At 69.9% G+C, this 14,623-nt stretch carries 11 protein-coding genes and 1 pseudogene; 6 read left to right on the plus strand and 6 right to left on the minus strand.

Going from position 1 to position 14,623, the window contains the following annotated elements; genetic code table 11:
* Positions 1-165: 165 nt before the first annotated feature.
* The 3 genes from PV410_RS38150 to PV410_RS38160 form a co-directional block, all read right to left on the minus strand.
* Positions 166-3,465: a PQQ-dependent sugar dehydrogenase gene (locus PV410_RS38150; protein ID WP_500330839.1), complete on the minus strand. Its 3,300-nt coding sequence runs from the start codon at positions 3,463-3,465 to the stop codon at positions 166-168.
* A gap of 140 nt (positions 3,466-3,605) precedes the next feature.
* Positions 3,606-4,574 (minus strand): sugar phosphate isomerase/epimerase family protein, encoded by a 969-nt coding sequence (locus PV410_RS38155; RefSeq protein WP_500330841.1) that lies wholly within the window; start codon positions 4,572-4,574, stop codon positions 3,606-3,608.
* Positions 4,575-4,668: 94 nt separating this feature from the next.
* A complete protein-coding gene (locus PV410_RS38160) occupies positions 4,669-5,619 on the minus strand; it encodes a hypothetical protein (protein WP_500330843.1) in 951 nt (316 codons plus the stop codon).
* Positions 5,620-6,906: 1,287 nt separating this feature from the next.
* Between PV410_RS38160 and PV410_RS38165 the strand changes: the two genes are divergently transcribed.
* Positions 6,907-7,641 carry an alpha/beta hydrolase gene (locus PV410_RS38165; RefSeq protein WP_499516426.1) on the plus strand — a complete coding sequence of 245 codons (735 nt, stop codon included), beginning with the start codon at positions 6,907-6,909 and terminating at the stop codon, positions 7,639-7,641.
* Positions 7,642-7,802: 161 nt separating this feature from the next.
* Here the strand turns inward: PV410_RS38165 and PV410_RS38170 are convergent, their stop codons facing one another.
* A complete protein-coding gene (locus PV410_RS38170) occupies positions 7,803-8,057 on the minus strand; it encodes a cupin domain-containing protein (protein ID WP_500330845.1) in 255 nt (84 codons plus the stop codon).
* A gap of 68 nt (positions 8,058-8,125) precedes the next feature.
* Here PV410_RS38170 and PV410_RS38175 point away from each other — a divergent pair, with 68 nt between their 5' ends.
* From PV410_RS38175 to PV410_RS38190, 4 genes are all read left to right on the plus strand, one after another.
* Positions 8,126-8,479, plus strand: coding sequence for a hypothetical protein (locus PV410_RS38175; RefSeq protein WP_500330846.1), 354 nt, complete (start codon positions 8,126-8,128; stop codon positions 8,477-8,479).
* Between the two features lie 218 nt (positions 8,480-8,697).
* Complete coding sequence (locus PV410_RS38180; RefSeq protein ID WP_500330848.1) at positions 8,698-8,886, plus strand: hypothetical protein; 189 nt, start codon at positions 8,698-8,700, stop codon at positions 8,884-8,886.
* Positions 8,886-9,467 carry an RNA polymerase sigma factor gene (locus PV410_RS38185; protein WP_500330850.1) on the plus strand — a complete coding sequence of 194 codons (582 nt, stop codon included), beginning with the start codon at positions 8,886-8,888 and terminating at the stop codon, positions 9,465-9,467. The genes PV410_RS38180 and PV410_RS38185 overlap by 1 nt, the downstream gene beginning before the upstream one ends.
* A complete protein-coding gene (locus PV410_RS38190; RefSeq protein ID WP_500330852.1) occupies positions 9,467-10,285 on the plus strand; it encodes a hypothetical protein in 819 nt (272 codons plus the stop codon). The genes PV410_RS38185 and PV410_RS38190 overlap by 1 nt, the downstream gene beginning before the upstream one ends.
* A gap of 272 nt (positions 10,286-10,557) precedes the next feature.
* Here PV410_RS38190 and PV410_RS38195 read toward each other — a convergent pair.
* Positions 10,558-10,937, minus strand: a pseudogene (locus PV410_RS38195) (transposase family protein); the annotation flags it as partial.
* Between the two features lie 592 nt (positions 10,938-11,529).
* On the opposite strand from PV410_RS38195, the gene PV410_RS38200 reads away from it, so the two are divergent.
* Positions 11,530-13,146 carry a purple acid phosphatase family protein gene (locus tag PV410_RS38200; protein WP_500330853.1) on the plus strand — a complete coding sequence of 539 codons (1,617 nt, stop codon included), beginning with the start codon at positions 11,530-11,532 and terminating at the stop codon, positions 13,144-13,146.
* A gap of 143 nt (positions 13,147-13,289) precedes the next feature.
* Here PV410_RS38200 and PV410_RS38205 read toward each other — a convergent pair whose 3' ends face one another.
* Positions 13,290-14,393, minus strand: coding sequence for a Gfo/Idh/MocA family protein (locus PV410_RS38205; protein WP_500330855.1), 1,104 nt, complete (start codon positions 14,391-14,393; stop codon positions 13,290-13,292).
* Positions 14,394-14,623 lie beyond the last annotated feature (230 nt).

A 14,623-nucleotide genomic window follows, 5' to 3' on the forward strand; every position in this document is an offset into this window, starting at 1 on the left:
GCATCGGTGTGCCGAGAAGTTACCCGCCCCGAATCCCGGTCCGGAACTGACGGCATGTGGACACACTTGAGGGCCCGGCGGCCGCCGTCCGGTGACGGCCGCTGGTGGGCCCTAGAGCCGCCGGCAGGGTGCTGCCGGCCGTGACGGCGGGCAGCACCCTTCGCATCAGCCGGCCAAGCCTCCCTTCACGGCGAGGGCATCGCGGGCAAGTGCGGTCCGCGCGGTCGCGTCGGTCACCAGTCCGGTGTCCTTGGCCAGTTGCGCGACCTGGTCCAGGACCGCGGCCGCCTGGTTGGTACGCCCTGCGTCGGCGTGCGCCCGGGCCTGGCCGAGCCGGACCGTCAGCCGCTGCCGGCCCTGCTCGGTCAGCCGGTTCTCCGCACGCAGTTGGGTGATCAGGGAGTCCATCTCGTCGAAGGAGGTACGGGTGGTGAAGTGCACCGTGCGCGTGGTGGTGTTGCCCGCCGCGTCACGACCCGTGACCGCCAAGTCGTGCTCACCCAGCGGCAACCGCCACAGCAGCAATGGCTGCCCCGGCGTGACGGGCGTACCGTCCAGCGTCGCGGTCGCGGTCGCCCCTCCGGAGACGGCGTCCGTGACCGATACCACCGGCGTCGGGCGCTGGGAGTCCCCGTAGGCGGTGTCAGCCGTCACGCCCGTGACCGTCACCGTGGGTCCGGTCCGGTCGATCCGAACGGCGATGGTGCCGACCGCGGAGATGTTGTTGGCCGTGTCCGTCGCCCGGTACCGGATGGAACTCATCCCCTCCGTGGAGAGGGTGACCGCGCTGTTCGCGCTCAGCCAGGTCGTGCCGCCGTTGAGCGAGTACTCCCGGCTCCTGACGGCGCCGTTGTCGGTGGCGTTGACGGTCAGCGACACATTACCGGTGTACCAGCCGTTGCTCCCGGTGGGCTGCGCCGGGTTGAGCGCTGCCGTCGCCGTCGGCGGGGTCCTGTCGGCGATACCGGACCCCTGGAAGGTGAAGGAGTCCACATCGACGCCGCCGGAGGACGTGACGTAGAGCTGCCCAGTGCCGGAGGGAGCCGTGCTCAGCGCCGTGTTGATCGTCTGCCAGCCCTCACCCGCCGGGACGGTGATCGTGGCGAACGGGTCGGACCTGGGTGTGCCCCAGCGCAGCGACAGAGTGCCGGCGCCGGTGGCACGGGTCTGCACCCCGGTGATGCCGGCGAAGGACACCGGGTCGTAGCCGATCCAGTCGCCGTTGTCGAAAGCGGTCAGTTTGCGCTGTCCGGACGCGGTGGCGTCATCGGTGATCACGACGCCCTGGGAGGAGTCGTAGTGTTCGGCCTGCATGAGGGCGGGGTTGAGGACGACCTGAGCGTCGCTCGTGGCGGGCGGCACGGAGCCGGCGCCCCGGTCGGTGTAGGTGAGACCGAGGACACCGAAGACGTTCTCCGTGTCACCGTGGCCCGCGTCGGCCGGGGTGGTGATCGCCCCCGAGCAGCCGGTCCCGCTGCTCACCGGGTGGCCGTGCTGGTTGTGGCCGAGGCCGAGGGTCCAGGCGGCCTTGGTGCAGTCGACGTTGGTGCCGTCCTCCGGATCGTCGATCCGGGTGGCGTACGGCACCACGTCGCCCCAGGTGAAGAAGCCACCGTTGGGCGGGGAGGTGAACGCCACCGTCGGAGCGGTGTTGCCCACGGTGATCTGCTTGCTGGTCAGGCCGGTCTTGCCCTCGGGGTCGGTGACCTTGAGGCGGGCACGGAGCTGGCCGTTGTCGGCATAGGTGCGGGTGGCCGTGGGGCCGGTGGTCTCGAAAGTGCCGTCGCCGTCGAGGTCCCACTGGTAGGTGAGGGCGGAGCCTTCCGGGTCGGTGGAACCGGTGGCACTGAAGGAGACCGTGAGCGGTGCCTGGCCCGAGGAGGGGCTGGCGCTGATCACCGCGGTGGGGGCCTTGTTGCCTTCGGCGTAGTCGATCCGGTACAGGCCCGCGTCGGGGTTCTGCCGGAAGAAGCCGTCGCCGTAGTCGAGGACGTAGAGCGCGCCGTCGGGGCCGAACTCCAGGTCCATCGGGTTGTCCCACGGCGGGATGCCGTTCTCGGAACGCTGGCTGTTGGGGAGCACGTTCTCCAGGTTGGTGACCGGTCCGTCCGGGCCGGCCAGGGTCAGGGCGGCGACGTAGTCCTGGGAGAACTCCCCGAAGAAGGCCTTGCCGTCCCAGTAGGCGGGGAACTTGCCCGGGGCGGGGTTGGACGCGTCGTAGTGGTAGACCGGGCCGCCCATCGGGGCCTGGCCGCCGGGGCCGCCAGGACCGCGGAAGGCGGTCAGTTCCGGCCAGGGCTGGTCGGTGTCGCGGTCGCCGTACCACAAGGTGGCCGCCCTCGAGGGGGGCAGCTGGGTGAGGCCGGTGTTCCAGCGGGAGTCGTTGACCGGCGCGGCGCAGTCGAAGGCGGGGCCGGGGGTGAGGGTGGCGAAGTCGAAGTCCCGGTAGGGACGGGTGTTGTCACCGGTGCAGAACGGCCAGCCGCTGTTCATGGCGGTGGTGGTGGTGTCCCACTCGACGTAGCCCATCGGTCCGCGGTTGGGGTCGGCGTTCCCGGCGTCGGGGCCGTAGTCGCCCCACATCACCGCGCCCGTGGCCTTGTCCACCGTCATCCGGTAGGGGTTGCGCAGGCCCATCACGAAGATCTCGGGACGGGTCTTGTCCGTGCCGACGGGGAACAGGTTGCCCGGCGGGATGGTGTACGTCCCGTCGTCCTGGACGTGGATGCGCAGGATCTTGCCGCGTAGGTCGTTGGTGTTCCCGGAGCCGCGGCGCTCGTCAAGGCCGGGGTTGTAGGTGGCCGCGTCGTTGATCGGGGTGTACCCGTTGACGTTGGGGCCCGACGCAGGCGTGTTGCCGCCGGTGGCCAGGTAGAGGTTGCCCTGCGCGTCGAAGTCGACGTCGCCGGCGACGTGGCAGCACTGACCGCGGTTGGTGGTGACGCGGATGATCTCCTGGGCGGTGGACAGGTCGAGCTTGTCCCCCGTCCACTTGAAGCGGGTGAGGGTGTCGTAGCCCTCCCACTGCTTCCAGTACGCGTCGGTCTGCCCGGCCGGCAGCCGCTCGGGGGCCGCACCGGCGGGAGTGCTCAGCGGCGGCGAGTAGTAGAGGTAGACCCAGTGGTTGGTCGCGAAGTCCGGGTCGAGGGTGACGGTCTGCAGACCCATCTCTGAGTTCTGGTAGACGTCGAGGTGGTTCACGACCTTGGTGATCCCGGTGCCGGGGTCGGTCATCCGCAGATCGCCGTTGCGGGCGGTGTGCAGGACGCGCAGATCGGGCAGCACGGCGAGGTCGATCGGCTCGCCGGTGTCCTTGCTGAGCGTGGCCTTCTCGTAGTTCGACCAGTCCACGGCGGGGTCGGCGCTCGCCTGCGCCGCAAGTGCGTCGTCCGGGTGCGCCTGCGCCGCCGGTGCCAAGGCGAGACCGCCCAGCACGGGCAGCGACGCCAGGAGCACCCCGGCCATGAGGCCTCTCAGGGTACGGTACACAGTGATGCGTCTCCTTGGTCTGTGCCGGTCAGGAGGTGCGCAGCCGGGCCGGCCCGCCGGTTGCGCCGTGGCAGCGGTACGCAAACGGCGGGCTGTGCCCAGTGGAGTGCCTGCGATCAGGCCAGCAGCCCCTTCAGGGCCGTGAAGCTGCGCTGCGCGGCGCCGAACGAACCCGGCGGGTTGGGCTGGGTGTTGGGCGCGGTGTCCTGCTCCCAGATGCCGACGTGGCTGCCGCGGGCCCCGATGTCCCGGATGAACTGCTGGTACGGCAGGACGCCGGCGCCGAACTCGACGATGGAGTAGCCGTCCGCCCCCGAGCTGGCGGCGCCGTCCTTCATGTGGAACAGCGGGTACCGGTAGGGCTGGTTGCGCACGTAGGCAGCGGGGTCGAAGCCCGGCCAGCGGTGCTGGCCCACGTACGCCCAGTACACGTCCAGCTCCAGGTAGACGTAGCGCGGGTCGGTGTTGCGCAGGAAGACGTCGTACAGCCGGACCGACGGCTGGTCGGAGGCGAAGGCGAACTCTCCGGCGTGGTTGTGCTGGTAGAGCTTCAGACCGCGGGCGGCCGCGGCCTGCCCCCAGGCGTTGAACTCCTCCGCGGCGGCGAGGTAGCCGGCGACCGTGTTGGAGTTCGACGGTGCGTTGGCGGTGCCGACGTGCGGCATGCCCAGGATCTCCGCCGCGTCGAGCTGGCCCTGGAGGTTGGAGCGGAAGTCCCCGATGCCGACGTGGCTGCCGATCGCCTTCAGGCCGTTGTCGTCCAGCAGTTGGCGGATCTCCTGGAGCGTGATCTGCCGGCCGAGGATCGAGGTGTTCTGCGTGTAGCCCGCGAACTCGACCTCCTTGTACCCGATGCGTGCCATCTCCTCCAGGACGACCCGGAAGCCGAGCGAGCTGACCTTGTCGCGGACGCTGTAGAGCTGCAGGGAGATGCGGTCCTTCGGGATGGACAGGATGCTGGTCGCGGCGGAGGCGGACGGCGCCGTCGCGGCGCCGACGATCGAGGCGGCGGCGACCGCCACGGTGCTGGCGGCGGTGGCCCGCAGGAAGTCTCTGCGGTCGAAGGATTTGTCCAGGTGGCCCACGGTCACTCCTTGATGGGTGGGGCAAAGAAGAGTGGGGTGTGAGGTGTGTGGTGCTGACGGCGCGAAGCGCTCTTCGCCCGTGGACGGGCTGCGATCACAGACCGGTGCCCTCGGCAGCCGCTTCGGCCTCCGCCTGCGCGGTACGCGCCGCCACCTTCGCGGCGAGGTCAGCACCGCGATCCTGCGGGGCCGCCTTGGCGGCCCGGGCGAGCGACGCCGAGGGGGCGGTGGTCGTCGCGGCGATGCCGCCGCGCACGCGGGCCAGTTCGCCCACCTGGAGGGCGGGGCTGTTGTCCGTGGCGGTGAGCTTGCCGCGGACGATGGTGTTGTCCAGGACGGCGTTCGCGTTGTTGCCGGTGACCGCGAGGTCGCCGCCGAGGTAGGTGGCCTGCGCGCAGGAACTGAGCGGGCCGTCGCCGCCGAGCTGGAGGGTGTCGGAGTTGTTCTGGTACGCCGTGTCGCCCTGGACTTCGCTGGCGCACAGGACACCGCCGAGCGTGTTGGCGCTCACGGTGAGCGTCTTGGAGACCATGCTGTCGTACACGTCGGTGTAGAGGTTCGCGTCGCCGGAGACGGCGCCGGAGACGGTGGTGCCGGAGATGTACAGCTCGCCTGAGGAGGCTCTTATGTCTCCCTTGACCGTGGCGTCGACGCTGTACAGGAATCCTTCGACGGCCGAGATGCCGCCACTGGCCGTGGTGTTCTGCACATGTACGCCGAAGGCCCCCTGCTCGGTCACCGCGCCCTTGACGCTGCTGTCGGTGATGTCCAGGTAGGCGTTGTCCCCGACGGCGACGGTGCTGCTGAAGGTGACGCCCTTCGCCACGAGGTCGGCGCCGGCCTCGATCGTCACCGTGCCCTTGACCTTCGTACCGGTCAGCGTGCACGACGCGCCCGCCGGCACCACGAGGGCGCCGCTCACGGTGACGGCTCCGCCTTCTCCCACACAGGTGGTCGTCAGCGCCGCCTGCGCGGGCGCCGCAATCGTGACCAGCCCTCCCGAGGCCACCAACGAAGCTGCAACAAGGTAGTAACGGATCTTCATGGAGCTTCCCTTCTGCTGCTGTTACGGCCACGGCGACATGCCGCGGCCGGGAACCCCCGCCACGGCGGGGTGCTGCGGAGTGCGGGACAACTGTTACGACGGAAACCCGCTACGTGCGGCGGGCGGGAGCTCGGCTTCTCGTCGGCGGTGAGGACGCGTCACATACGGCCCCGGCATGCGGGGTGGGTTGCAAGGCCGCACTGGCGTTACGTCGACGCAACATCGCGTCGATCGGCTGGAACGCTAATCGGGGTCCCCAGTGGTGTCCAGAGCTTTGGACGGAGTCATCAAAATCTTTTGGGCAAACCGTCAAAAGATCGCCGTCATACGCGAATTGAATCCGCCCAAATGTTGGATAGCACCTTGACAGGGGTGACGCTCTGCCGCACGCTCGTGACGCTTCGCCACCCAGTCAGCGGTTCCGGGCACCATCGTCATCCCTGACAGGAGCGCTCATGCCGACCGGATCGTGGATCACCGGCGCCCGTGGCTCTGTCGCCGCCGCGGCACCTCCCGGACTGCTCGCCCTGCGGGCCGAACCGGCCGAACCCACCGGACGTGTGACCTAGGCCGTGTCGTCAAATGCCCGCCTGCCCCGCGGCGCCTGGCACGGCACTCCCCCAGCCTTCGGCCGGGGGTGCCCCCACGCTGCGTTGTCGAATCGACCGAGTAGCCCACTACGAGGACGACTCTCCGCCTTGCGATGCACCGCACCAGACGCCGCTGGGCCCGCCCTTCGGGCGGCCGGCGCTCATTTGACGACACGACCTAGTGGCCGCTCCCCCACGCAGGCCTTCCCGGCCGGTCCACCTCGGCCGTGGGCAACTGCGATGTATACGATCTCCCTCTGCGCCGGAAGGCGGGGCTGCTCACATCGACGTGGGCGACGGCGGCAACTTCCCTTCCCCTGACCGTCTCAGGGCTGCCGTAGCGCCTGACCAGCCTCGGCGAGGCCGCCTGTCGGGCGCGGCCCACGACATTCGGTACGGCCGGCAGATGATCCCGTTCCTGACCCGCTGACCCGCGCGGCTCGTCCTCGTCGTCGCCGCCCGCGCCGTTGCCGTGAGCCTCGGATGGTACGGCAGCAGGACCGTGTGGAGACTCCGCAAAAAACCGTTAGGCGGACGAGGAGCCCACTGCTACATTTCCGGAGGCCGTGCGAGAGATCGAGGAGGTGGTACCCGTGAACGCAGTATCGACATGGGTGCTCCCCTCCGGGGTCACGGTCGGACGGTAGAGCAGGTCGTCCGGGAGCGCCGTTCCAGCGCACTCCCGAAAGGCACGACCATGCATTTCACTTCCGAGCAGCGCCTCGACGACGGCGTCCTCGAACGCGAATTCACCCTCGGCGAGATCCCCGGCATCCTGTGGACACCCGCATCCGCATCCGCACCGGTGCCGCTGATCCTGCTCGGCCACCCTCCCCTTGGGCTGCGCAAGATGTACCCCCGTCTGGTGGACCGGGCCCGGCACTCCGCGGCGGAGGGCTTCGCGACGGCCACCATCGAGCTCCCCGGGAGCGGTGACCGGCCCCGTTGGCCCGCCGCCGAGCAGGCCCGCGCCGACCTGCGCCGGGCGATGGAGGCCGGCGAGCGGGTCAGCGACGAGATCGTCGACGCCCTCATCCTCCCGCTGGTCGACAAGGCGGTCCCGGAATGGCAGGCCGCCCTGGACGCCCTCCTGTCGCTGCCCGAGATCGGCGGTCCGGTCGGGTACTCGGGGGGAGTCATCTCCATCGGCATCCGGCTGGCGGTGGTCGAGCCGCGCATCGTGGCCGCCGGTCTCTTCGCCGGGAGTTTCGTGCCTCGCGCCATGTTCGAGGAGGCCCGCCAGGTCACCATTCCGCTGCACGTCCTCCTGCAGTGGGACGACGAGGGGAACGACCGGCAGGCAGCCCTGGACCTGTTCGACGCCTTCAGTTCCAAGGAGAAGTCCTTGCAGGCCAACATGGGCGGGCACACCGGCGTCCCGCAGTTCGCGGGAGACGCCGCGGCCCAGTTCTTCACCCGGCATCTGAAGTGAGGCCGAGCCGTCAGACCGGCAACAGACGGTAGCTGAGGTCGGCCGGCATGCAGTTCGCCACAGCGTGGCCCCTGCTGAACTCTCGGCAGGGGCCCGTGTCGCCCGAAGCCAGGAACTGTTCGATTCTTCAGACTGTGGGGAGGGTCGGTTCAGGACCCGCGTCAGTCGGTGGCGTGCGCGGCGGCGTATTCCTGATCGGCGACCGGAGTCAGCCAGTGCACGACGTCGTGCTCGGTGTCGCTCTCGTTGATGGCCAGGTGGACCACCAGCCGCTTCGGCGCTGCGCCGTGCCAGTGTTCCTCGTCGGCCTCGCACAGGACGCGGTCGCCGGGGCGGATGACCTCGACGGGCCCGCCGCGGGGCTGGCCCGCCCCACCGCCCAGATCACGTTCTCCCCCACCCTCGTCCCTCGCCACACCACCGCACACCCACCCAGCTGACCCACCTTCTGCCTGGCATCGCCGAGGCCGTCTTCGGCCGCTCCTTGTCCGGACACTCCACACTGCGCGCCACCGGCGCCACCCTGCCCGGCCCGGCGCCGACCGTCCTCGGCGCACGCGACGCCGCCCGCTTCACCGACCAGGGCGAACAGGCCCTGTACGCATCCAAGGTCATCTCCTACACCGCCAGGGAAGTCGGCGACGCCCAACTCCCCTGGCGCCTGGTCGTGGCCCACGCCGCCGACGGCGGCGCCCCCGCACCCGCACACCCGCACCCGCACCCGCACCCGCACGACACCCTGCGCATACCCCGGCTCCCCGCAGCGTTCATCCAGGCCCAGCGCGACTACTTCGGCGCCCACACCTACCGCCGCGCCGAAGAACCCGCGCTCAAGTAACACGGAAGGGCGTTGAGGTCGCAGGGGAGGCACTACGGAGCGCGAAGCGCGCAAGGGGGGCGCGCGCGTGACAGCGTGCGCACGCTCGGTGAAATTGGTGGCGTTCGGCGTGCACACTTGCGGGTCTCGTTCGCTTGGCTAGGAGCAAGGCAAAAGCGCTCGGTGCCGGGCGGGGGCTGCATCGGCCGACGAAAGGACTCCAGCCAGTGGATCTCGATATGGCTGCTCACGTGGTGACCGGAGCGGTGGCGCTCCGGGTCTTCGCGGGAGACATCCGCGCCCTGGGAACGCGCATGCTCAGCGCCGGCGTGCGGGTCGGCGCCGCCCAACTGGCCGCGCAGCACCGGCGCGGCGAGGCGGCTGCCCCGAACGAAGGCACCGACGTTCAGCCGCTGGAGCGCGACTGATGAGCCGCCAGCAACCGGATCCGTGGGCCGATCAGGCCGTGCGCGACGATCTGACCGCGGTGCTGCCGGACACCTTCACCGCTTTCTACTGCCTGCACCACAAGGCCTACCTGCGGTACGCCCACCTGCAGCTGGACAGCCGGCCCGCAGCCGAGCAGGTCGTTGAGGACGTGTTCGTTCAGCTGGCCACGATGTGGCCGCACGTGCTGAAGCAGCCGAACGTGGACAGCTATGCCTGGGCGGCGCTGAAGGAAGAGGTCGCCCGGCGCCTGGAGATACAAGGCCGTGCCCCCGCCTTGGTGGAGACCGCCGCGTTCGAGCAGATCCGGCGCAGGAGCCGTAGGACCTTCGCCGTGCTGGAGTCCAGCCTCGGGCTGTACACGGCGATCGCCCGGTTGCCGGAGCGCCAGTACGACGTGATCGTGCTGCGGTTCGTGCTCGGTTACCCGATGCGGCAGGTGGCCGAGCTGATGGGCATCACGTACGGAACGGTCCGCAGCCACGTGCGCGGTGCCCGCCGACGGCTGGCCCGGGATCTGGGGATCGACTGGGCCGCTGAAGAGATGAACGAGGAGGATTGATGAACCGGGGGAACAAGCGCACCGATCGCATCGACCAGGTGCTGGCCGGCGCGGAGGTCCTGGCCGATGAGTACGCCGACTTCGATGAGCGAGCGGCTCTGGACCGCATCGCGCGGCGGGTGGTGTGGCACAGGGCCGAGTCGATGGAAAGCCGCGCCCGGTGGATCCGCACCGCATCCGGCGCATACACCCGCCAGGCCGACGCACGGGACGGCCTGCCGGCCGCTCTGCACGAGCAGGCCGCCACCGAACTGGGCCTGCTGTCCTCCCAGGTGGTCCGGGACCCGCAGGCGATCGCGGCCATGGCATTGCTCGTCGACGACCGGGCCACCATCGAACCCACCGGCGCCCTCGCGTTCGCGTGCCTGCTGTACCTGGCCGACCGGCACGAGGCGGCGCAGTTCTGGTGGCAGTTCGCCGCCGGCGCCGACTCCCCCACCGCGGCCCACTGCCTGTTCCTGCACCATCTGCAGCACAGCGAACTACGCGACGCGCAGCACTGGCGCAAGCAAGCTCTTCTGCTGCGGAACCTGGGTCAGGACCCTCTGGCGCACGCCGCGTGGTCGCAGGCGACGACCGATCGGGCACTGACGCATTGGCTGTGGGGACCGTCGCCGTCCCGGACGGCGATGGTGCCCCAGGTGGTCACCGTCGATGTCGTTCACCGTGCGTGCCGGCCCGCCTCGTCCCTGCCGCTGTCGCACTCGATCACCAAGGCCGTCCAGCGCCTTGAGGCGCAGCCCGATGAGGACTTCGGCACCATCCCCAAGCCCGACCCCGAGCTCGCGGCCGAGCTCGTGGACCGTGCGGCTTCATGACGAGCGCCTCCGTCTTCAGAGCAGTGGCAGCGGGCCGCTCGCCTCCGGAGCCCGCCTGTGGTGAGCGGCGGTCGGGCTCGAGGATGCCCCCGGACATCTTGCGCCGCGGGTGGTGAAGGAAGCGGCCGAAGACGGGTGTCGGTGCTCTGGCAGGCCGGGGCCCGGCATGGTCCTGAAGCATGGACCAGGCTTTGTCAGCTGCGATCCCTGTCGGGGGAACGCTGCTCGGAGTGGCATTGACGTATCGGTTCCAGCGGCAGTCGGCTCGGGACGCCGAGGACTTCCCACACCTTGCAGTCGTTGCGGTCGCCGGCAAGCGGCTGGCCGACGACCACGACCATGCGGGTGTCGGCGTCGATCACAACCCGGTGGTTCATGGAGTACCGGCAGTTCTTCGACCGCTCGGCCACGGTGTGATCGCGAGTGGGCACGAGGGTGCCGTCCACGATGAGCACGGCCTCCCCTTGGCGAACCGTTCGCGCGAGTGGAGCGCGAGCATCGGCCCGAGGAGGTCGATGATGCGGTCCGCTGCCGAGGTGGACACCCCGAACAGCGGGCCGAGCTGGCGCATGGTCAGGTTCGTTCGCCAGTAGGTGGCGACCAGCAGTGCCCTGTCCTCGAGCGGACGGCTCCACGGCCGGGCCCTGCGGACGCCTCAACGATCAGACACCAATCCGCTGCGGTCGGGAGGTGCATGGCGGCACCCAGGTCATCGATCAGCCACACCTCCAGCGGGCCCGTGGGGGCATCACGGCCGTACAGGTGCCACGAGCCGACGACCTCCGCGAGCCGACGACCCACCAAGCTCTGCGCGCTCACCCCAGCACCATGAAGCGGGCACTCATTCGACACATCAGGCTCCATCGGCCGACGGTACCGCCGACCGGACCAGCTTATCTCCACCATCGCCCGCTTCTGATTGCCCTGTATTCACCTCGCCCGAGTTTCCACACATTCTTGGCGTGCCCCCAGCCTCCGTGATGCCGGTGGCCCCGCCAACCGCCATCCAGGCGCAGGCTCCAAACGGCACAGGAGCGCGCCCGCACACCCCAACCGCCGGGAACAACCGTCCGTTGCGGTGACCGCCATCTGCCGTTCATACCTGTCCCACCGCTCCGGTCGACCGTGCTTCCTAGCGTCCGAGAGTGCGCGCACCGCTGACCTGCCGCAGCCCGCTGTCAGGTTCGGAGCGCTGCTGTCCGGTCGGTGTGCGACTGCAGCCGACGACGCGAAAGGCCCCCGGAATGTCGAAAGAACCCAAGCAAACCAGAATCTCCCGCCGCAACGCGCTCGGCTTGTTCGGCGCGACGGTGTCCGGTGCAGCCGCCGGTCCACTGGTCCTCGGCGCCGGAACCGCCGAGGCGGTCCCGGCGAAGTCGGAGGTCACCGGTCTCACCACCGGCTCGGCCACCACCCCCGTCCAGGGCCTGCACCTGACCTTCGGCGCCGACCCACGCAGCCAGATGGTCGTCTCGTGGGTCACCGACGCGGCCGTCAAGAACCCCCGGGTCGTTTACGGCACGCTGAGTGGCGGCTTCGGCTCCACAGTGCACGCGAGGACGAAGACCTACGTGGACGGCACCTCCGGGCGGACCGTCTGGGTCCATCACGCGCTGCTCAGCAAGCTCAAGGCCGACACCGACTACCTGTACGCGGCCCAGCACGACGGCGCCACCCCCGACGCCGGCACCTTCCACACGGCGCCGTCCGGCCGAGCTCCGTTCACCTTCACCAGCTTCGGCGACCAGGGTGCGCCCAGTGTGACGTGGAAGACCGGAGCGAACCCGGCCGACGCCTCGGGCCGGGACTTCGAGCCCAACGCCACGCCCGCCGCTGCCGACATCGTCACCGGCGTCGAGAAGGTCGGCCCGCTGTTCCACCTCCTCAACGGTGACCTCTGCTACGCCAACACCGGGCCCGACCGCATTCGCGTCTGGCGCGACTTCCTCACCAACAACAGCCGCTCGGCGCGATTCCGTCCGTGGATGCCGTGCGCGGGCAACCATGAGATCGAGCTGGCCAACGGCAAGCTCGGTCTCGACGCGTACCAGACCTACTTCGAGCTGCCCTCGACCGAGACCCAGCCCGAGCTCGACAACCTCTGGTACTCCTTCACGGTCGGCGGCGTGAAGGTGATCGCCCTGCAGAACGACGACATCGCCCTGCAGGAGGGCGGTGACATCTACATCAAGGGCTACTCCGGCGGTCGGCAGCTCGCCTGGCTGGAGAAGGAGCTCAAGTCGGCACGGGCTTCGAAGGACATCGACTGGATCGTGGTCTGCATGCACCAGGTGATGATCAGCTCGGCGACCGCCGCGAACGGCCCCGATGTCGCGCTGCGCGCGGCGTACGGCCCGCTGTTCGACAAGTACGGCGTCGACCTGGTGGTCTGTGGCCACGAGCACGACTACGAGCGCTCGTTGGCGGTGCGTGGCGTCGTCCCCGGCAGCGTCACCCTGACGCCCAACCCGAGTCAGACCGCACTCGACGTGATCGACAGTGCGCACGGCACGACGCACATGGTACTCGGCGGTGGCGGCGTGGCCGGCATCACCAACAACAGCTTCACCACGGACGACGCCGACGGTCATGGCCATCACTCGGCATACGTCCAGATGGAGCACGTCGGCAAGTACAACTCGGTCAAGGAGAAGGAGACGGCGGTCTGGATCGGCGTCCGCGACGCGGAGCATCCGTACGGCTTCGCCGAGTTCGCCGTCGACCCGGGCCGTCACCCCGGTGACATGACCCGCATCCACGTCACCTACTACAACATCATCACGCCCACAGGTGAGCTGTCGGTCTTCGAGAAGTTCACGCTCCAACGCCGCCGTAGTGACGGCGGCCACGGCCAGCACTGACCCACCGCGACCAGCAGCAGCAGTCGGCAACGCCTGGGGCCGGGACGTCGTCCCGGCCCCAGGCGTTGCCGACCGGGAGCCCTTGGCGTGTGGACGCTGGAGCGCCGCGGGCGGGCACGAAGAAGGCCGCGCGGCCGGCGGGATCAGCGGGCCGCCCACGCCTCCGCCGCGGTCGTCACCGGCGCCCCCGTCAGCGCCGACTCCTCGATGGCCAACGCCAGCAGATGGTCCTGGCAGCCCTCGGCCAGGGGATACGGTTCCGGGCCGGCGTCCCGGACCCATGCGCCCGTACGGCACAGCAGGTCCACCACGGCGAGGTCGTCCTCGGACAGGCTCGCGCCCAGATAGCCGTTGCGCCACACAACCCGCCCGTCGAACGAGATGTGGTGCACCTCCGCCCCTTCGAGGTTGAGGTCGGTGCCGGTGCGACGACGTACCAGCGGGGACTCCACCGGCGTGCGCGGATCGGCCATCCGCACCACCGTGTCGTCCACGATCTCGCCGAGCGAGCCGCGCACCACGATCCGGCGGGCACGCAGCGGATTCCACCACTGGTTGTCCGTGAAGTCGTACAGGCCCGTGCGGGCCCCGCCGAAGTCCAGGAGAGCGAGAGTGGTGACGGCGTCCTTGGGCGTGAGGTCGTCCGACCAGCCGCCGGGGGACAGCGGATCGGCGAGCGGGGCGGTGAAGGCCCGGGCCGTCGCCGTCACAGGCCCGCAACCGACACCCAGGGTGTGCCGGATCAACGACATCGCGTGATACATGTGGGTCGAGGACACCTGGACGGACGTGACCTCGCCGATCACCCCTTCCCGTACGAGGGCGATACGAGCGGCGTGGCCGGGCATCAGTGTGTACTGCTCCGCGACCTGGACGAGTCCTCCGCCCCCAGCACGCGTCGCGCCTCCCACGGCATCCCACAACTCCCGAAGCCCGCGCACATCGGGCGCCGGCGGTGTCTCCGCGAGGACCGGGACCTCGTGCTCGACGAGTTCCCGTACGACCTGGGGCGAAACCTCCCACGGCACCGACGGGATCACGAACTCCGGTTCACTGCCGCACAGTTCATCAACCGTCCGGAAGGCGGGCACCCCCCACTCCGCCTCCACCTGGGCGGCTCGATCGGCCGAGCGCGTCACCACGCCGGCCACCGCCAGCCGCTCGGGCAGCGCCCTCGCCAGCCGGGCGAAGAACTCGGCCCGCCAGCCACTGCCCACGATGCCGAACCGTATGGGTGCTGCGCTCACGTGTCCGCTCCTTCCCGCGTCCGGGGCGCGAGTCTAGCCCGGCGACCTGTACCACGCGCCGCCGTCAGGGCGCACCTGTCCGAGGCGTACAGAAGGGGGCCGCCGCGTTCGCTCCGTCCGGGCCGTCGATGACCGAGCGGGTCATGTCGGACGCAGCCACCTGCTCGGCCTCCCGTGCAGACCTGTTGCCGTGCACCGCGGCCTGGTCGCCGGCCCGCGCGAACGCCGCG

It is taken from the genome of Streptomyces sp. PA03-5A (assembly GCF_033792725.1).
Lineage (GTDB): Bacteria > Actinomycetota > Actinomycetes > Streptomycetales > Streptomycetaceae > Actinacidiphila.